This is a genomic window from Streptomyces sp. NPDC025793, from assembly GCF_055558375.1.
In genome coordinates this window covers 105,385-123,056 of the sequence record NZ_JBVHMR010000020.1, presented here as the reverse complement: position 1 = coordinate 123,056, position 17,672 = coordinate 105,385, and the positions used below count along the sequence as shown (strand labels likewise).

Genomic DNA, 17,672 nt, shown 5'->3' with positions numbered 1-17,672 from the left:
ACACGGGGTGCGCGCGGAACGCGTCGGGTGAGCGCCGTACGCACATGGTGGGGGCGTGTTCGGGTCCCCACAATGGTCGGCGAACGGGGTCCGCCCGCCCATCCGCATAGGGGTGGACCCCGTTCTCACGCATCGGGAACGGGGTGAGGGGGCCGGCGCGACGGCGCCGGCCCCCTCGGAGCCGTACAGGAATCCGGGACCTCACCCGGATCAGGGACCTCCCCGGATCAGGGACCTCCCCGGATCAGGGACCTCCCCGGATCAGGGACCTCCCCGGATCAGGGACCTACGCCCCGCTCTCCCGCAGCATGTCCTCACGCTCGACGATCTTCACGCGCTCGCGGCCCTGCGGCTCGCCCAGCGCACGCTCGGCGGCGTCCAGCTTGTACCAGCCGTCCCAGGTGGTGAAGCGGATCTCGCGCTCGGCGAGGAAGTCGTCGACGGCCTCCGGCTCGGGCGAGACCGGGGTGTGCAGGCGGCCGTTCGCGTGGTCGTCCAGCAGGTTGGCCACGGTCTCGTTGGCGTCACCCTTGGTGTGGCCGATCAGGCCGACGGGACCGCGCCGGATCCAGCCGGTGACGTAGGTGGACTGGAGGTGGTCGCCGCCCTCTTCGATGACCCGGCCGCCCTGGTCCGGGACGGTGCCCGAGTCGATGTCCCAGGGCAGCTTCGGGAGCTTCTCGGAGAGGTACCCGACGGCGCGGTAGACCGCGGTGACGTCCCAGTCCTTGAACTCGCCGGTGCCCTTGACGTTGCCGGTGCCGTCGAGGGCGGTCCGCTCGGTGCGCAGGCCGACGACCCTGCCGTCCTCGCCGAGGATCTCCGAGGGGGACTCGAAGAAGTGCAGGAACAGCTTGTGCGGCCGCTCGCCGACGTCGCGGATCGCCCAGTTCTCCAGCGTCTTGGCGACCATGTCGGCCTGCTTGTTGCCGCGCCGCGTCTCGATCGAGCCCGCGTCGTAGTCGATGTCCTCGGGGTCGACGATGACCTCGATGTTGGGGGAGTGGTCCAGCTCGCGCAGCTCCATCGGGCTGAACTTGGCCTGGGCCGGGCCCCGGCGGCCGAAGACGTGGATCTCCACGGCCTTGTTGGCCTTCAGACCGTCGTGGACGTTCGGCGGTATCTCGGTCGGCAGCAGTTCGTCCGCGGTCTTGGCGAGCACACGGGCCACGTCGAGGGCGACGTTGCCGACGCCGAGCACGGCGACCTTCTCGGCCTCCAGCGGCCAGGTGCGCGGCACGTCCGGGTGGCCGTCGTACCAGGAGACGAAGTCGGCGGCGCCGTAGGAGCCGTCCAGCTCGATGCCGGGGATCGGCAGCTCGCGGTCGGCCGTCGCGCCCGTCGAGAAGATCACCGCGTCGTAGAAGTCGCGCAGGTCGTCCAGGCTGATGTCGGCCGGGTAGTCGACGTTGCCGAACAGCCGGATCTGCGGCTTGTCGAGCACCTGGTGCAGGGCGGTGACGATGCCCTTGATGCGCGGGTGGTCGGGGGCGACGCCGTACCGGATCAGACCGAACGGTGCGGGCATCCGCTCGAAGAGGTCGATGGACACGCCGGGGTCGGCGGCCACCTCGGACTTGAGCAGGGCGTCGGCGGCGTAGATCCCGGCGGGACCGGCTCCGACGATGGCTACCCGCAGGGGGCGCGGCATGATCAGGTTCCCTTCGAACGTGGACAGGCGGCTCGAATGGGAAGAAGCCTAAACTAAGGCAGCCCTAAGTTAGTACGGGGGTCCCGTCTATGACCCCATAAGGTGATCTTATGACGTGTTCAGGAGATCCTTATGCGGGGGGTTCCCTGCGCTCCCGGCCCCGAGCATCCTTTCGGGGGCGGCGGATGCCGGCCGTGAAGGGCAGGGTGGGGCGGCATGGGCGGACTCGCGGGGACCACGGTAGCGGTGACGGGTGGCAGCGGCTTCGTCGGCAGTCACCTGGTACGGCGTCTGCTGGAACGGGGCCGCGCGGTGCACACGACCGTGCGCAACCTCGCCGACGCCCGCAAGGTCCGGCCGCTGTGGGAGCTGCAGGAGGAGTTCCCCGGCCGACTCGCCCTCTTCGCGGCCGACCTGCTGACGGAGGGCTCGTTCGACGAGGCGTTCGGCGGCTGCTCGACCGTCTTCCACGTGGCCTCGCCCTTCCTCATGCCGGAACGCATCCGGGACGGCCGGCGGGACGTCGTGGACCCGGCGTTGCTCGGCACCCGTAACGTCCTCGCGGCCGTCGAGCGCACCCCCGACGTCGGCACCCTGGTGTTCACCTCGACCGTCGGCGCGATCTTCGGCGACTACGCCGACGTGCTCGCGATGGACGGCCAGGTGCTGTCGGAGCGCTACGTCAACACGACCAGCACGGCCTCGAACAACCCCTACCACTACGCCAAGACCCTTGCGGAGCACGCCGCTTGGGAGGCGGCGGCCGCACAGGACCGCTGGCGCATGGTGTCGGTCAACCCCGGGCTGGTCCTGGGCCCTTCGTTCACCCCCGCCTCCGACTCCGGCAGCCTCTTCCTGCTGGACGAGCTGTTCCGGGGCTGCTTCTGCTACGGCGCACCGGACTTCAGCTTCACCACCGCCGACGTCCGGGACGTCGCCGACGCGCACATCGCGGCGGCGGAGAACCCGGCGGCCGAGGGCCGGTACATCGTGGCCGCCGAGACCATGGCGTCGTTCCACGAGATGTCCCGCATCATCCGCGCCCACCACCCCCGCGACCTGCGGCTGCCGCGCACCGTGCTCCCGCACTGGCCGGTACGGATCCTGGGCCCCGCCTTCGGCCTCACCCAGGACTACATCAGCAAACACCTCGGCATCCGCTTCCGCGTCGACAACAGCCGTGGTGTCCGTGAACTCGGCCTGACCTACCGGCCGTTGGAGGAGACCCTGCTGGCCCACTACGAGAGCCGACGCGCACACCGGCGCCGGCGCCACGGCTGAGCCCGGGGGTCAGGCGGGTCGCACGATCCGGTGGATCGCCGCCTCCCCGGCGCCGTAGATCGACTCCTCGCGGATCGTCGAGCCCGGGCCCGGCGCGTGGACCATCATGCCGCCGCCGACATACAGACCTACGTGCCGGTCGTCGTCGAAGAAGAGGACCAGATCACCGGGTTCGGCACCGGCGAGCGTGACCGGGGCGCCGGCGAGCGCCTGCTCGTGCGCGGCACGCGGCAGGGTGACCCCGGCGGACCGCCAGGCGGCCTGCGTGAGGCTGGAGCAGTCGTACGAGCCCGGCCCCATCGCACCCCACACACACGGCTTCCCGATCTGCCCCCGAGCGAACGCGATGGCCGCGGCGGCACGGGCGGCCCGGGACGACTCGGGGGTGGGGGAGGGGGCGGTGGCAGCCGTGGCGGGCGCCGTCGGGTACGGGATCGGGCCGGTGCCGGGCGTGGGCATGGCCGGGGACTGGAGCACGCCTGCCTCGGCGAACACCGGGGGCGGGAAAGAGCCGCTGGTGAGGGCCGAGGCGGCGGCATCCGGCCGGACGGTCCCGGCCGGTACCTGCGGCGACGCGACCGGTCCGCCCGGCGCCGTCCCCCACTGCGCTTGCTGCCACTGACCGGTCGACGCCTGCCACTGACCGGTGGCCGGGCCGGTCGCGGCCGCGCCGGGCTGCGCCGCATCGGGCCGGGCGGGCGCGGACATGGGGGGATCCGTCGGCACGGGCGCTGCCGGTACGGCCGGTGCGGGTGCCGCGAGCCGGGCGGCGTACCGGGAGAGGACGTCGCTCGCCGCCGCCAGCTTGCGCCGGCTGCTCGCCTTCGAGGTGGCGAGGGAGGGACGGCCGGGCGCGGCGGCACCGGGGAGTGTCGTGGGTTCCGGTAGGGGCGCGGCCGGGGCGGCAGGCGGTCCGGAGACCGGCGCGAGGGCCGTCTCGACAGGGCCGCGCCCGAATGCCGTACCCTGCACGCCAGGTGCCGTCAGGGCCGTCGCCTCCAGCGCACCGGGCGTCATCAAGGCCGCGGCATCCTGCCCACCGGGGGCCGTCAGCATCGACGCGCCCTGCGCTGCGGGGGCCATCAGGGTCACCACACCCTGTGCGCCCGGAGCCGGCGACGTCTCGGGCCCTAGGGGAACGGGTGCCGTCATGGCTGTCGCCGCCAGCGCACCAGGAGTCGCACCGGGAGTCATCGACTGTGCCGGCGAGGGTGCCGGCTCCCGTGCGTCCGGCGTCATCGAAGCCGACGCCCCCCACGCGCCAGGTGCCGTCGGCTCCGACGTGCCCAGCGTCCAGAACTGTCCCGCTCCGTCGCCCCCGAAGTCGGCCAAGTCCGATGTCATGAGCGGGAGTTCGGCCTGCCGGGGAACCGGCAGGGCCGTGCGCCCGTCGGCCGGTTCGGTCGGCAGGCTGATCGGTGTGTCCTGGGGGGAGCCGCCTGCGGTCAGCTCGGCCACGGCGCGGCGGGCGGGGGACTGCTCCAGTTCCAGCGGGCGTCGGGCGTCCGGTGTGCCGCCGCGGGGCAGTTCCCGGGAACGCGCGGGAGCCGGCGGGCGGTCGGGGAGCCGGTCCGCGGGAAGGGCCGCGGGGACGGTCGGGCCGAGCTTGGCGCGGGCCGCGTCGAACCACTGCCGGGTCATCTCGTCCAGCGCGGGTTCCGGCCGCCGCACCGACCGTTTGGCCAGTGGCACGCCTCGGGAGCGGGTCACCGCCGCCATGGCCCGCGTCGCGTTGAAGTTCCCGGTCTCGTTCTCCGCGCGGTCGTAGAGGGACTCGATCCGCTGGCGAACCTCGTCGCGGCTTTCCGGCGCCATGGAAGACGTGCTCCTTCCTTGCCCCGCAGGGCAGTTGGGCCGTTTCGTCCGGCTGAGCCGGGCGGCCAGGCGTCAACCTAGCCAAGGTGTGTACCTCGTGTGAAGGTTGGAGTGTGGAATGTCCGATACGTAATTGTGATGTTCGCAGTGACGTTCGAGGGGGAAGGGCCGAGAACCGCGATGTCCTGTGAGATTCTGGTGAATTCGCGATCCTGTTGAACATCGCGCAGCCGTCCTCCGTAGGAAACGGGGGATCTCCATCCCGGGCCGGTGAACCCAGACCGGCGAACCACAGAGGACGACCTTGGCACGCACCAGCCGTGGCCGCAGCCGCAGACATCCGTCCGGTGCTCGCCGTACGACCCTGGCCGCGGCCGTCCTGCTCCTGGGCGGCGCCGCGCTGGTCGTGGCCGGTGTCCACTCCTCGGCGACCGAGGGGCGGGGGGCCGGCCGGGCAACCGCCGGTCCGGGCGCCACGGTTCGACAAGGCGCCGTCGGCCAGGGGCGGAGCGGGACCGGCCCGGCCCACGGCGTGAACGGCGCCGGCCAGGGCGGAAACGGACCCGTCGTCTCCGACTACGCGGACATCACCTCAGCGGAACCCGCCCTGCCGGGACCGCCCGAGCGGTCCGGCGCCTCGCGCGGCAGCTTCACCTCCGACTGCGGCGTCAACGCAGGCGGGCTGTTCAACTCGGACAACGTCATCGTCGCGCCCGGCGTCGCCCATGGCGCCCACCACGTCCACGACTACGTCGGCAACCAGGGCGACAACGCCTTCGCGAGCGACGACGACCTCGCGAAGGCGAGCACGAGCTGTGCGGACCGGGGCGACAAGTCCTCGTACTACTGGCCGGTGTTGCGCCTCCAGAACGGCACACGCGAGCGCGACGCGGGAGCCCCGGGCGGGGGCACCGAGGGCAACGCCGGGCAGATCGTCACGCCGAAGCAGGTCACGCTGACGTTCGTGGGCAACCCGCGCGGCAAGGTCACCGCCATGCCCCGGCTGCTGCGCATCATCACCGGCGACGCCAAGGCCGTCGTCAACGGCCCCGGCAACGCCAACGCCTCCTGGAGCTGCACCGGTTACGAGGACCGGCAGCTGACGGACAAGTACCCGCTGTGCCCGGCGGGCAGCGACGTCGTGCGCACCTTCCGGTTCCAGAGCTGCTGGGACGGCCGCAACACCGACAGCGCCGACCACCGTGCACACATGGCCTTCACCGGCCCCGACGGCTCGTGCCCGGTCGGCTTCCGCGCGATCCCCCAGCTGGTGCAGCGCCTCGTCTACGACGTCCGCGCGCCGAGCCTGCGGGACGGCGGCCGTACGGTCCCGCTGTTCGCGATCGACTCCTTCCCCGATCAGCTGCACAAGCCCGTCACCGACCACAGCGACTTCATCGACGTCTTCGACGCGAGCCTGATGCGCGAGATGGTCGACTGCATCAACTCCGGCCGCGCCTGCGCGCCCGGCCGCGGCGGCTCCGGTACGGCGGCCGCGCCGACGGCCGGCCCGAGCGCGGCATCGAGCGCGGCACCGAGTGCGGCATCGCGTCCCGAAGCGTCCCCCGCGCCGTCCCCGACCGTCCTCGCCGAGGCCCCCGCGCAGTCCCCACTCCGGTCGGCGCAGGGGGGATCGGCCGGGACCGGCGCCCATGTGTGGTCCTCGGTCCTCGGCACCCTGCTCGCCCTGTCCGGCCTGATCATGTTCCTCCGGGCCAGGCGCCTGCGCTACTGAACCGGTCCGGGTCGGGCCGCGGCCGGGAGGCGAACCCGGTGGCGCTCAGGCCGATGTGGGCGTCTGCTTGGCCGGTTCGTACGCCGGACGCATCGCCTCGTGCTCCTCGGTGTCCATGCCGCCGAGGTGCAGGACGACCGGCCCGTCGGGCGTGCTCACCGCGAGGGCGGTCTCCTTCTTGGTCTCCTCCAGGAGCTTGCCGGTGCAGAGGTACTTCACCTCCACGCCGGGCGGGCCGCCGCCCGTCCTGACCGTGCGGTACGTCGCCCTGCTGGTGTGGTCCTCCGCGGCGACGAACTGCCGGAGCACCGTGCCCGCGTCGGCGTTGCCGTGCCTGCCGGTCCACACGCGCAGGAAGCCGATGTGGCCGGCCGGTTTGGCGTCGATCTCGCAGGCCGCGGTGACCGGTCCCTGCGCAGGAAGCTGTCGGCGAGCGCTCGGGTCGGATCGCCGCCGGAACCCTTCGACGCCTTCGACAGCTCCGCCTCGGCGTCGATCGACTTGGCCTTCCAGTGCCGGGCGATGTCGAAACGGACCGGCAGCGGGCAGTCCGAACCGGCCGCGCCGATCGTGCCGCCGCTCGCCGTCGCCGTCCCCGCCGCACCCGTGGTCGCTCCGCTCCCCGTGTGCCCCGCGCCCTTCGCGGACGCCGACGCGCTCGCCGCCTTCTTCCCCTCGGCGTCCGCCGACTCCGCGCATCCGCCGAGCACCGCCGCGAGCGCCACCGCCACGACCGCTCCACCGCCCACGGACCCCACTCTGACCTGCATTGTCGTCTCCCCTCCTGGACAGAGGCGCAACTGTGACCGAGGACACGGACGCCACCGACCGCACGATGTCTCGCGGGTCCGCCCCGGCCGACCCGGCTTTCCGCTCACTAGGGTGCGGGGTGTGCCTACCTTGCTGATCGTCCATCACACGCCGTCGCCCAACTGCCAGACGCTGTTCGAGGCCGTCCTCTCCGGCGCGACGACACCGGAGATCGAGGGCGTTCGCGTCGTCCGGCGCGCGGCCCTCGCCGCCACCGCCTCCGACGTGCTGGAAGCCGACGGGTATCTGCTCGGCACACCCGCGAACCTCGGCTACATGTCCGGTGCGCTCAAGCACTTCTTCGACCAGATCTACTACCCCTGCCTGGACGAGACCCGGGGCCGGCCCTTCGGCTACTACGTGCACGGCGGCAACGACGTCACCGGCGCCGTCCGTGCCGTCGAGGCGGTCACCACCGGCCTCGGCTGGCGCCGCTCGGCCGAGCCGGTGACCGTCACCGGCGAGCCCGCCAAGGCCGACACCCAGGCGTGCTGGGAGCTCGGAGCCACCGTCGCGGCCGGGCTGATGCCCGACGCGTGACGTCGGGGAGCGGGGGAGTGCGCACGGTCCTCACCCTGCGCCACCAGCTGATCCCGCCCACGGCCGACCTGGACACCTTCGGCCCGGACCTGGACGTCGTCACCAACGTGCCCCGCCCGCACGAAGAGGCTGACGACGGCCTCCTCCGCGAAGCCGTTGCGGCGCATCAGCGCGGCGGAGGCGGTGTTGCGCCGCTCGACGTCCGTGCCCACGCACACCGCTGCGGCCGCGGCCGGCCGAGCGCGGCACTCCTTCACCAGCCGGGAGGTCACCCCGCGCCCCTGAAGGCCGGGTCGACCGCGATCCACTTCACGTAGCCCCAGTCGGCCCGCTGTTCGAAGGCCGGCGAGCCCAGCACGAACCCGGCCACCCGATCCCCGTCCAGCGTCACCAGACGGGCGCGGCCAGGTGCTCGAAACAGAGAGGCTGGAGTGTCAGTTCCTCGGGCGGGGGCGGCGCGTCGGGCATGGGCACTCCCTCCGGGCGGCATTTCGCGGCATATGTCCGTACCGGGTATCCGGTACGCCCGTCCGCGACCGTCAGGGCTTGCGGGCCACTCCCACGAACACCGGCTGCACCTCGCGCACCCGAGTCTCCGGCCCGGGATGCCGGTCGGTGGCCGCGACGACACCGGGCTCGCACAGCTCCGGACCGTCGAAGGACCGTGTCACCTCGGCGTGCGAGCGCGCCCGGACCGTCGCGCCGCCGGAGCGGTAGACGGCCTCGATCCGCGCCCAGACCTCCGGATCGAACGCGGCGCTGACGTGGGACAGCGTCAGATGACCGCCGGTCGGCAGCGGATCCAGCAGGGTCCGGACGACACCGTACGGATCCTGCTCGTCGGGGACGAACGGCAGCAGCGCGATCGGCGACAGGCCCACGGGCCGGCTCAGGTCCAGGTGCTCGCGGGCGTACTCCACGATCCGCTCCGGCTCGCGGACGTCGGCGTGCAGATAGGCCGTACGGCCCTCCGGGGTGCCCTGGAGCAGGGCCTCGGCGTGCCGCAGCACGATCGGGTCGTTGTCCGCGTACACCACCCGCGCACGCGGCTCGACCGCCTGCGCGACCTGGTGCAGATTCGGCTCGGTGGGGATCCCCGTGCCCACGTCCAGGAACTGGTCGACACCCTGGCGGGCGACGTGACGGGCGGCGCGGTGCATGAACTCACGGTTGGCCCAGGCCGTGTCCTTCACGCCGGGGAAGACCTCCAGCACCGCGCCCGCGGCCTCGGCGTCGACGGGGTAGTGGTCCTTGCCGTCCAGGAACCAGTCGTACATCCGGGCGGGGTGCGGCCTGCCGGTGTCGATCCGCTCCGGGCTGAATCCGGTGTCTGTCACGTCGGCTCTCCGTGAAGATCGGGGGTGGGTGCCTCGTGATGCCTGTGGCGTGTGAACTGCCCTACTCCAGAGGGACATTCGGGGACGGGCTCCGCCAACGGCGCGCCGGGACACGTCGGTTGCCCCACTGCCCGGTTCAGCTCGCCGGCGCCGTCATGCGTAAACCGTGACCGGCGAAGGGGGGCGGAACGGTAGCGTGGGCGCATGTACGCCACACGGATCTCCCGGCGGGTGCGGACGCCCGGGAGGGCGTCACCTTCCGGGTCTCCCTCACCTGCGACGACGCCGTGCGCGCCACCATGACATGACGACGAAGCTCACCGCGGCCGACGGCGGCACGGACGCGGAGATCCTGTGCGAGGGCGTCCCCGACGGCATCCCCCGCGAAGACGACGAACTCGTCGAGAACCGGTTCGTCGAGAACCGTCCGCACTCCGGGAAAAAGGTCTCGAACCACGGAACCAGCGCGAGGGAATTGCGGTCTTAAGGTCCGTCGAAGGCCGGGATAAGCCTGGTCGTTCCTTAACCGGGGGAATGGGGCACATGTCCGTTCGCAGCCGCACGCACAGCCGTAAGATCCTGCTCACCGCCGTGGCCCTGACCGGCGGACTCACCCTGGCCGCCGTGACGCCCGCCCTCGCCGGTACCGGCGCGGGCCACACGACCCGGGCCGCCGCCGTGTCCTCGGCCCAGGGCGACCCGCGCAACGTCACCCAGCACGTCGCCGACTTCTACGGCGCCTACATCGACGCCGTCTGGGCCACCGACGACAAGTCCGCCGGCCCGGCCGCCGACGCCCTGCGCCGCTTCTACCTGTCCGCCGCCGCCCAGAAGAAGGTGGCCGCCTTCGAGAAGAAGGAACATGCCGACGGGATCCTGTTCGCGCAGAGCGTGCCCGTGAAGTGGAACGTGGCCTACACCGGTTCCGGCGCGGGCCACGCCACCAGCCGTGTCACGCTCACCTGGAGCGACGGCAGGCACCCGCAGGTCACCCGGATCGACGTCCAGTCCGACCTGAGGACCCTGAAGATCACGGACCTCAAGCCGGTCCGCTGAAGCCAGGGCGTGCGATCCCGCTCCGCCCCACTCGGGGCGGGGCGCGCGCCCTTCATCCGGTCACCCGTGCCGGTAGGCGTCGTCGCCTGCCCGGCCGTGGTGCCGGCGCCGTTCGACCACCGTGCGGTGCAGGGCGATGAGCGCGGCGTCGTCGTCCAGCCGGCCGCCCACGTGCGTGAGCAGATCGCGCCGCACATGGTGCATCAGCGCCTCGGGGCTGTCCTCGGTCCAGTGCGCCGCCCGCTCGGTCAGCGGATAGAACAGGCCACGGGCGTCCCTGGCCTCCACCACGCCGTCGGTGTAGAGCAGCAGGGTGTCGCCCGGTTCGAAGGAGAACACGTCCAGCGTGTGCTCGGCGCCGTCGTGCACCCCGAGCGGCGGCGAGGGGTGCAGGCTCGGCACGGTGACCGCGCTGCCGGGGCTCAGCAGCAGCGGCGGGGGGTGACCGCAGCTGGTCATCCGGGTGAGGGGATCCCGGTCCGGTATCTCCACCAGCAGCGCGGTCGCGAACCGCTCGCCCGCCTCCTCCAACGGCTCCAGATCCGCCGCATAGCGGGTGATGCTCTGGTCCAGCAGCCCGGCCAGTTCGGGCAGCGGGATGTGCCGGTGCGCGCTCTCCCGGAACGAGCCGAGCAGCAGGGCGGCCTCGCCGATCGCGGCCAGCCCCTTGCCCCGCACGTCGCCGATCATCACCCGCACCCCGCCCTCGTACTGGGTCACCGCGTACAGGTCGCCGCCGATCTGCGCCTCGTCCTCCGCGGCCAGGTACAGCGAGGCGATCCGCAGCGGGCCGATCTGTTCCGGCAGCGGCCACATCAGCACGTGCTGCGCGGCCTCGGCGACCGAGCGGACCTGCGCCAGCTGGGCCTGCCGGCGCTCCCGCACGACGCTGTAGACCACCACCATCACCGACAGCACCGCGAGCGTGATGATCTGCACGACGTGGTTCGTGGTGGTGATGCCGCCGTGGGCGGCGCCGATGAGGATCTGGGCCGCCAGGGCCAGCGCCCCGATCGCCGCCGTGGTGCGGGGGCCGGCGAAGGAGGGCGTGAGCGCGGGGGCGATCACCAGTGCCGGGCCGAGGTGCACGTTGGTGGGGGTCTGCAGGTCCACCACCGTGATCACCACGATGAGCAGGACCGGGAGTAGCAGCAGCGCGTGCGAGGACAGCCAGGGATGCCGCGAACCCCCCGTCCCGAACGGGGGTCTCATGCCTCCAGCGTGCTCCCGGGCCGGATCCGCCGCACGTCAGGCTCTCCCCGACGGGGCAGTACACGCGGGTGAGTAGCTCCAGGACCTCCCGCTCCTCGGGCAGCCGGGGCGCGTTCTTCGTCACCGCGTCCGCGACCGCGCCCGCCGCGATCGACGGCAGCAGCGAGCGGTCCGCGCCGAGCGCGCGCAGCGGGCGCCTGCCGCCGAGGGCGCCGGACAGCTCACGCACCGCGGCCACGGCCGCCCGCGCCCAGTCGCCGTCGGCCGGCGGGGCCACGCCCAGCGCCCGGGCCGCCCGCTCGTACGGCTCCCGCGCCCGGGGCGTGCTGAACTCCATGACCGCCTCCACTACGGCGGCGAGCGCGACTCCGTGCGGGGTGCCGGTGCGCGCGGTCAGCGCGTGCCCGATGCCGTGGACCAGGCCGAGTCCCGACAGGGTCAGGGCCTGGCCCGCGAGATGCGCGCCCATCGTCAACTCGGCCCGCGACTGAAGGTCCGAGCCGTCCCGGTGGGCGAGGGGCAGGGCGTGGCCGATCATGGCCACGGCCTGGGCGGCGTATGCCGTGGAGAACGCGTTCGCGCCGCGCGAGGCCAGCGACTCGATGCCGTGCAGGAGCGCGTCGATGCCGGTCGCGGCCGTCGCCGCCGGGGGCAGGCCGAGCGTCAGCTCCGGGTCCAGGAGGGCGACACGCGGCTAGACGGAGGGGTGGCCCAGGTACACCTTGCGGCAGGCCGCCGTGTCCTCGATGACGCCGAACCCGTTGGTCCCGGCGCCCGTCCCGGACGTCGTCGGTACGGCGATCAGCGGCAGCCCGTCGGCCGCCTCCCACAGCCGGTCGGCATCGGCGGCGGCCGCGTCCGGATTGCCCACAAGCAGGGAGATCCCCTTCGCCGCGTCCAGCACCGAGCCGCCGCCGAGCGCGACGACCGCCGCGGGACCGAAGACCCGGGCCCGGGCGGCGCCCGCGTCGACGTTCCCGGTCGAGGGGTTGGGCGCCACCTCGTCGTACACGGCGTGCTCCACGCCCGCCGCGCCGAGGATATTCAGGACGTGCGCCGCGACGCCCGCCGCGCGCAGCCCCGGGTCGGTGACGACGAACGCCCGGTGGTGGCCGGTGGCCGCGATCAGTTCGGGCAGCAGCTCGATCCGGCCGGGGCCGAACTCGACCCGGCAGACGGCGTCGAGGCTCAAGGCGGCGAGAGGGTCGGTCATGGTGCGGCTCTTCGCAGGGATTCGGTGGCGTCAGACCGTGAGAGTGGTGGCGTCGAGGGCGGCGCCGGCGACGGCAGCCTGAACTCCCGCCCCGCCGGCGCGTCGTAGAGCCGGATCGGACTCATCTCGCCCGCCGACGCGCCGTGGTGGGCCTTGGAACGGCGGTAGATCTGCTCGACCAGCGCAGACAGTTCCGTCGAGACCCCCACATCGCGGCCGAGGCCGACGGCGAGCCCGAGGTCCTTGCAGGCCAGCGCCATCGCGAAGGAGTCGTCGTAGTCGCCGTCGGCGAGCACGCACATGATGTCGTGCTCCAGGAAGTGCGAGGCCGCCGGGGAGGCGAGCAGCGAGTTGCGCAGCGCACCGAGGTCGACGCCCGCCCGGACGCCCGTCGCAAGCACCTCGCTGGTGGCGACCAGGTGGCTGAACCACAGCAGGTTGATCATGAGCCGGGGTCGTGGGGGCCCCTCCCGCGCGAGCGAAGCCGAGCGTGGGGGAGTCGGCGAGTGACGACAACGTGGCTGGGGGTGCCCCCTCTGGGGGAGTGCGTGCCAGACCCCGCGACGCCGGCATGATCCAGACGACACCCCCTGGTCACGGCGAACTCGTGGGCGCCGGGAGGCAGTTACCCCGACGGCGCCTACCGGTTGACCGATCGCATCCCCGCCTCGTCGTACCGCTCGCCCGACACCGGCGGCAGTTCGGCGTCGATGCGGGCCAGGTCCTCCTTGGTCAGCTCGATGCCGACCGCACCCGCGTTCTGCTCCAGGTAGGTGCGCCGCTTCGTGCCCGGAATCGGCACCACGTCCTCGCCCTGGGCCAGCACCCAGGCGATGGCCAGCTGCGCCGGGGTGACGTCCTTCTCGGCCGCGATCTCCTTGACCTTCGCCGCGAGGCGCTGGTTCGCGTCGAGGTTGGTGTCCGTGAAACGCGGGTTGTTGCGCCGGAAGTCGTTGGCGTCCAGCTCGTCCGGCGAGCTGAAGCGGCCGGCGAGGAAGCCGCGGCCGAGCGGGGAGTACGGCACGAAGCCGATGCCCAGCTCCCGGCAGGCCGGCAGCACCTCGGCCTCCACGTCCCGCGTCCACAGCGAGTACTCGCTCTGCACGGCGGTGATCGGGTGCACGGCGTTCGCGCGCCGGATGGTCTCCGCGCTCGCCTCGCTCAGCCCGATGCAGCGCACCTTGCCCTCCTCGACCAGCTCCTTCAGCGCCCCCACCGTCTCCTCGATCGGCACGTTCGGGTCGACGCGGTGCTGGTAGTACAGGTCGATGCGGTCGGTGCCCAGCCGCTGCAGCGAGCCGTGGACCGACGCGCGCACGTGCGCGGCGGAACCGTCCTGCGGGCCGATCGTGCTCATGTCGCCCGGTACGGCGTTGTCCATCCGGTAGTTGAACTTCGTCGCGAGCACGTACTCGTCCCGGTGTCCCCGGATCGCCTCTCCGACGAGCGACTCGTTGGTGAGCGGGCCGTAGAGCTGCGCGGTGTCGAGGAAGTCGATGCCCAGTTCGAGGGCGCGCCGGATGGTCAGCACGCCCTCGTCCTGGTCGGCGGAGCCGTAGAAGGCGGACATGCCCATGCATCCGAGGCCGATGGCCGATACCTGGAGGTCCCGCAGACTGCGCTTCTGCATGTGATGTCCCAGCCTTTCCCGTACACGCGGTCGTCGTCCCGTACGGCACGCGGGCGTGTGCCCCGGTGCGCCGTACGTCTGCGACGCTACGAGTTGGAGCGCTCTCCAAGTCAAGCAACGCTCCGCTCCGGGTCAGGAATCCAGCCGCACCGGCAGCTCGAACAGGTCGTTCTGGGTGACCACCGGCTTGCCCCGCAGGTCCGCCGCCGCGACCGCCGGCTCCAGGCGGGGGAAACGGGCGTACAGCGCGGGCAGCCCCACGCCCGCTTCCAGCCGGGACAGGGCGGCGCCCGGACACATGTGCGGGCCGTGGCCGAAGGAGATGTGCCGGTTCCTCGTCTCCCGGGTGACGTCGAACTCCCCGGCACTCGGGCCGTGCGCCCGCTCGTCGCGGCCGATCGCGCCGTACGACACGAGCAGCGCGTCCCCGGCCGGGATCACCCGGTCGCCGACCGGCACGTCCTCGGTCGCGAAGCGGATCAGCACGTGCGAGGCCGGGGTCGAGTACCGCACGGTCTCCTCGATCACCGCCGGCCAGTCGGCCCCGCCGGACAGCACCAGGGCACGCTGCTCCGGATGGACGGAGGGTTGACGACGGCGTTGACGATCGGCGAGATCGTCGTCTCGTGGCCCGCCGCGACCATCAACTGGAGGGTGGAGACGATCTCCTCGTCGGTGAGGCGGTCGCCGTCCTCGGAGGCGAGGATCAGCGCGCTGGTCAGATCGTCGCCGGGCTCGGCCCGCCCGGCCGCCACCGCCTCCGCCATGATCTGCTCCAGCTCGGTCAGCGTGGCGACGACCTCCTCGGGCGGGGTCTGCGTGGAGCAGAACCTCTCGAACAGTACCTTCAGCCGGGGCAGCCGCGCCTCGTCGAGACCCATGAGGTCGGCGACGACGTACATCGGCAGCGGGCGGGCGAAGGCCGCCTTGAGGTCGACGAGCTCCCCGCCCCCGGGCAGTGCGTCCAGCAGGTCCTGGGTGAGCTTCTCGATGCGCTCGCGCATCCGCTCCACCCGGCGCGGGGTGAGCGCCTGCGCCACCAGCGCGCGCAGCCGGCGGTGGTCGGCGCCGGCCACCGTGAGCATGGAGCGGCCCGGGTTGGCGAGCCCGATCAGCGGCCGGTCGGCGGGAATCTCACCGCGCTGCCAGGCGCCCCGCACGCCGATGTCCTCCACCAGGCGCGGGTCGGTGAGCAGCGCCCTGGCCTCGGCGTCCCGGGTGACCGCCCACACCGGGACGCCGCCTGGCAGTTCGACGGCGGCGAGCGGACCTGCCGCCCGCAGTGCCGTGTTCTCGCCCGCTCGTCCGTTCCAGCCGCGCCCGCTCGGCCTCGAACGCCCCGGTGGACTCGGCGCGCTGCCGGGCGAGTTCGTCGATGAGCCGCTGCTGCTCCTGGCGGGTCTCGTCGCTCGTGCGGGCCTGCTGGTGCAGGAGCCGGCCGAGATCCTGGGGCACGGAGTCCAGCCGGTGCCGCAGACCGCGCGCGGTGCGCAGGCCGTGCGCGGCCGTGGCGACCGCCGAGCTCAGCACGGCCGCCGCCGTGCCCGTACCCCAGGCCGGCGGGGTGCGCACCGAGTCCGGCGCCGCCGCCACCGCCGCACAGACCACGAGCGCCGACAGGGTGCCGGTCGCGGCGAGGACGGAGAAGAAGGTGCGGAGAGAGGGTCGGCCGCCGGCGTGCCTGGGCGGGGTCATCGTTCCGGTCCGATCCTCGCGGCAGGGGCGGGCAGGTGGGGGAGAGCGGAAACAATCGGGTGGTGAGACGTGACGCAGGGTGGTGAACTGGCGGTCACTATACGAGAGTTCGTAATCGAAAATGGAAGGTTCCGCATTCGATCCATGAAGTGGCCAGTCAGAACCGCGCGTTGGATGCAAGTGGACGAACCGGGCGATCCGGACCCGTGCCGGCGGCGCGGATTGCCGGGGCGGCGCGTCGGCGCGGGTGCAGGGGAGCCTGTACAGGAGGACGGAAACGGGGCCCCTCGGGTTGCCTCGGCGGGCCGGATTTCCGCGCCCGTGACCTGTGGGTCTTTTCATACCCCCGGGCATCCGCAACGGATCTTGACGACCGCCTCCCGGATCGCTGAACTGTCACCGACCGGGCCTCACCGCCACAGAGGCCCACACGGGGGGAGGGACCGGGCATGCACGGCGTGACCCGCACGGAGGGGGTAGGCCGATCGGGCGAGAACCGCACATCTATACGATGGCGCCTGAAAAGCGAAGATGTTGGAAAAACGCCAGCCATGGTTCGTATGCCGGAAGCGTGGCGAAGGGGGCGATGCGCATGACCGGGGAGCAGAAGGCGACGGGCTGCCGTGTCTCATGACGACTGAGACGACGCAGGGGCGCGTCGAGACCTGCCGCTCCCTGATCGCCCGGCTCGCGCGGTTCGCCGGGCGCACGCTGCGCGGCGAGTGGCACGCGATCGTCGTCGAGCCGGTGCAGCGCCTCGCGCGCCGCGGGCTGTCCGGACTGCTGCTGGCCTTCGTCGCCGCCTTCGGCGTCATCTTCTTCCAGGGCATCGCCCAGCACCCCCTCGGCCGGCTCTGGGTGACCCGGCTCGGCGGCGTCAAGGCCGACCTGCCGCTGTGGCTGTCGTTACTGCGCACCCCCGTGTCGCTGTACGTACCGGCGCTCGACCTGCCGGTGTGGGCCGGCATCACCCAGCTGTTCCTCGCCTTCGCCTGGGCCGAGCTGACCCTGGGCCGGGCTCGGACCCTGGCGATCTCCTACATCACGACGCTGGCCGGCACGCTCACCGCCCGCGTGATGATCGCGATGGGCCCCGGCTGGGGCGGCCTCGGGCTGCCGCCCGCGGCGGCCCACGTGCTCGACACCGGCCCCTCCGCCGCCGTCGTCGGCCTGTTCACCTATCTCGCGGTGATCAAGCGGGCGCCGGTGGTGTTCACACTGACGGGCGGCTCGATGGTCGTCGAGTCCATCGCCATCCCCAACCTGGCGGGCCGCGAGCACGTGATCGCGGTGGGCTCGGCGCTCGCCCTCGGACTGCTGCACGGCCGCCGCGCGTGGCTGCGGGCACGGGTGCGCTCCCTGCTCCCGACGGGCCGTCGAGCCCCGGTGGCCGCCCCGACGGCGCCGGCCCCCACGCCGCCCGCCTCCGCACCCTCTGCACCTTCCGCACCCTCCACCCCCGCACCCCCCGCTCCCGCGCAGTCCCGGACGGTGCCCGCGCCGGCGCGGGCCGACCGGCGCGGGGATGCGGCGATGACCTCCGCGGAACGCTGACCGGCCGGCGCCCGACTGTGGCGTCGGCCACCCCGGTGGTGTGATGGTTTTCGCACGCCCGTGCCGGTGGGAACCCCTAGGGTTGCCGCGAGAAACGGCAGGCGTGGCAGACACCGTGGTGTTCGTCGCCCGACAGGCAGCCG

General features: G+C 72.7%; 16 protein-coding genes and 4 pseudogenes. 7 read left to right on the top strand and 13 right to left on the bottom strand.

The window, feature by feature from the left end:
* Positions 1 to 286 precede the first annotated feature (286 nt).
* On the bottom strand, positions 287 to 1,651 hold the full coding sequence (locus ACZ4MF_RS31560) for an FAD-dependent oxidoreductase (RefSeq protein WP_467495495.1): 1,365 nt from the start codon (positions 1,649 to 1,651) through the stop codon (positions 287 to 289).
* A 216-nt stretch (positions 1,652 to 1,867) separates the two neighbouring features.
* Here ACZ4MF_RS31560 and ACZ4MF_RS31555 point away from each other — a divergent pair, with 216 nt between their 5' ends.
* Entirely contained in the window at positions 1,868 to 2,932 is a 1,065-nt protein-coding gene (locus ACZ4MF_RS31555) for an NAD-dependent epimerase/dehydratase family protein (RefSeq protein WP_467495493.1), read from the top strand.
* A 9-nt stretch (positions 2,933 to 2,941) separates the two neighbouring features.
* Here ACZ4MF_RS31555 and ACZ4MF_RS31550 read toward each other — a convergent pair whose 3' ends face one another.
* Complete coding sequence (locus ACZ4MF_RS31550) at positions 2,942 to 4,747, bottom strand: C40 family peptidase (protein WP_467495491.1); 1,806 nt, start codon at positions 4,745 to 4,747, stop codon at positions 2,942 to 2,944.
* A 544-nt stretch (positions 4,748 to 5,291) separates the two neighbouring features.
* On the opposite strand from ACZ4MF_RS31550, the pseudogene ACZ4MF_RS31545 reads away from it, so the two are divergent.
* Positions 5,292 to 6,482, top strand: a pseudogene (locus tag ACZ4MF_RS31545) (DUF1996 domain-containing protein); the annotation flags it as partial.
* Between the two features lie 45 nt (positions 6,483 to 6,527).
* Here ACZ4MF_RS31545 and ACZ4MF_RS31540 read toward each other — a convergent pair.
* Both ACZ4MF_RS31540 and ACZ4MF_RS31535 read right to left on the bottom strand, forming a co-directional pair.
* Complete coding sequence (locus tag ACZ4MF_RS31540; protein ID WP_467495532.1) at positions 6,528 to 6,869, bottom strand: lipoprotein; 342 nt, start codon at positions 6,867 to 6,869, stop codon at positions 6,528 to 6,530.
* A gap of 149 nt (positions 6,870 to 7,018) precedes the next feature.
* Positions 7,019 to 7,252: pseudogene (locus ACZ4MF_RS31535) on the bottom strand (lipoprotein); the annotation flags it as partial.
* 121 nt (positions 7,253 to 7,373) lie between these two features.
* Here ACZ4MF_RS31535 and ACZ4MF_RS31530 point away from each other — a divergent pair.
* Together ACZ4MF_RS31530 and ACZ4MF_RS31525 are read left to right on the top strand one after the other, a co-directional pair.
* Positions 7,374 to 7,832 (top strand): flavodoxin family protein, encoded by a 459-nt coding sequence (locus tag ACZ4MF_RS31530; RefSeq protein ID WP_467495489.1) that lies wholly within the window; start codon positions 7,374 to 7,376, stop codon positions 7,830 to 7,832.
* 17 nt (positions 7,833 to 7,849) lie between these two features.
* Positions 7,850 to 8,149 (top strand): hypothetical protein, encoded by a 300-nt coding sequence (locus ACZ4MF_RS31525; protein ID WP_467495538.1) that lies wholly within the window; start codon positions 7,850 to 7,852, stop codon positions 8,147 to 8,149.
* Here ACZ4MF_RS31525 and ACZ4MF_RS31520 read toward each other — a convergent pair.
* Together ACZ4MF_RS31520 and ACZ4MF_RS31515 are read right to left on the bottom strand one after the other, a co-directional pair.
* Positions 8,101 to 8,322, bottom strand: coding sequence for a GNAT family N-acetyltransferase (locus ACZ4MF_RS31520; protein WP_467495487.1), 222 nt, complete (start codon positions 8,320 to 8,322; stop codon positions 8,101 to 8,103). The genes ACZ4MF_RS31525 and ACZ4MF_RS31520 overlap by 49 nt on opposite strands.
* 49 nt (positions 8,323 to 8,371) lie before the next feature.
* Positions 8,372 to 9,169 carry an SAM-dependent methyltransferase gene (locus ACZ4MF_RS31515; RefSeq protein WP_467495485.1) on the bottom strand — a complete coding sequence of 266 codons (798 nt, stop codon included), beginning with the start codon at positions 9,167 to 9,169 and terminating at the stop codon, positions 8,372 to 8,374.
* 304 nt (positions 9,170 to 9,473) lie between these two features.
* Between ACZ4MF_RS31515 and ACZ4MF_RS31510 the strand changes: the two genes are divergently transcribed.
* Together ACZ4MF_RS31510 and ACZ4MF_RS31505 are read left to right on the top strand one after the other, a co-directional pair.
* Positions 9,474 to 9,656 carry a hypothetical protein gene (locus tag ACZ4MF_RS31510; RefSeq protein WP_467495483.1) on the top strand — a complete coding sequence of 61 codons (183 nt, stop codon included), beginning with the start codon at positions 9,474 to 9,476 and terminating at the stop codon, positions 9,654 to 9,656.
* Between the two features lie 56 nt (positions 9,657 to 9,712).
* Complete coding sequence (locus ACZ4MF_RS31505; protein WP_467495481.1) at positions 9,713 to 10,225, top strand: hypothetical protein; 513 nt, start codon at positions 9,713 to 9,715, stop codon at positions 10,223 to 10,225.
* Positions 10,226 to 10,285: 60 nt separating this feature from the next.
* Here the strand turns inward: ACZ4MF_RS31505 and ACZ4MF_RS31500 are convergent, their stop codons facing one another.
* From ACZ4MF_RS31500 to ACZ4MF_RS31470, 7 genes and pseudogenes are all read right to left on the bottom strand, one after another.
* The gene (locus tag ACZ4MF_RS31500) at positions 10,286 to 11,437 is read right to left on the bottom strand and encodes a PP2C family protein-serine/threonine phosphatase (protein WP_467495479.1); all 1,152 of its coding nucleotides are present in this window, start codon (positions 11,435 to 11,437) and stop codon (positions 10,286 to 10,288) included.
* A gap of 121 nt (positions 11,438 to 11,558) precedes the next feature.
* Positions 11,559 to 12,032 (bottom strand): annotated as a pseudogene (locus tag ACZ4MF_RS31495) (NAD-dependent alcohol dehydrogenase); the annotation flags it as partial.
* Between the two features lie 99 nt (positions 12,033 to 12,131).
* Positions 12,132 to 12,650 carry an iron-containing alcohol dehydrogenase gene (locus ACZ4MF_RS31490; protein ID WP_467495477.1) on the bottom strand — a complete coding sequence of 173 codons (519 nt, stop codon included), beginning with the start codon at positions 12,648 to 12,650 and terminating at the stop codon, positions 12,132 to 12,134.
* A complete protein-coding gene (locus ACZ4MF_RS31485; RefSeq protein ID WP_467495475.1) occupies positions 12,647 to 13,096 on the bottom strand; it encodes an NAD-binding protein in 450 nt (149 codons plus the stop codon). Before ACZ4MF_RS31485 ends, ACZ4MF_RS31490 begins: the two co-directional genes overlap by 4 nt.
* A gap of 194 nt (positions 13,097 to 13,290) precedes the next feature.
* Positions 13,291 to 14,280 (bottom strand): aldo/keto reductase, encoded by a 990-nt coding sequence (locus ACZ4MF_RS31480; RefSeq protein WP_376292172.1) that lies wholly within the window; start codon positions 14,278 to 14,280, stop codon positions 13,291 to 13,293.
* A 132-nt stretch (positions 14,281 to 14,412) separates the two neighbouring features.
* A pseudogene (locus ACZ4MF_RS31475) lies at positions 14,413 to 15,530 on the bottom strand (cytochrome P450 family protein).
* A complete protein-coding gene (locus tag ACZ4MF_RS31470) occupies positions 15,415 to 15,975 on the bottom strand; it encodes a hypothetical protein (RefSeq protein WP_467495473.1) in 561 nt (186 codons plus the stop codon). Before ACZ4MF_RS31470 ends, ACZ4MF_RS31475 begins: the two are co-directional and overlap by 116 nt.
* 630 nt (positions 15,976 to 16,605) lie before the next feature.
* Between ACZ4MF_RS31470 and ACZ4MF_RS31465 the strand changes: the two genes are divergently transcribed.
* Positions 16,606 to 17,529, top strand: coding sequence for a hypothetical protein (locus tag ACZ4MF_RS31465; protein WP_467495471.1), 924 nt, complete (start codon positions 16,606 to 16,608; stop codon positions 17,527 to 17,529).
* The last annotated feature ends 143 nt before the right edge of the window (positions 17,530 to 17,672 follow it).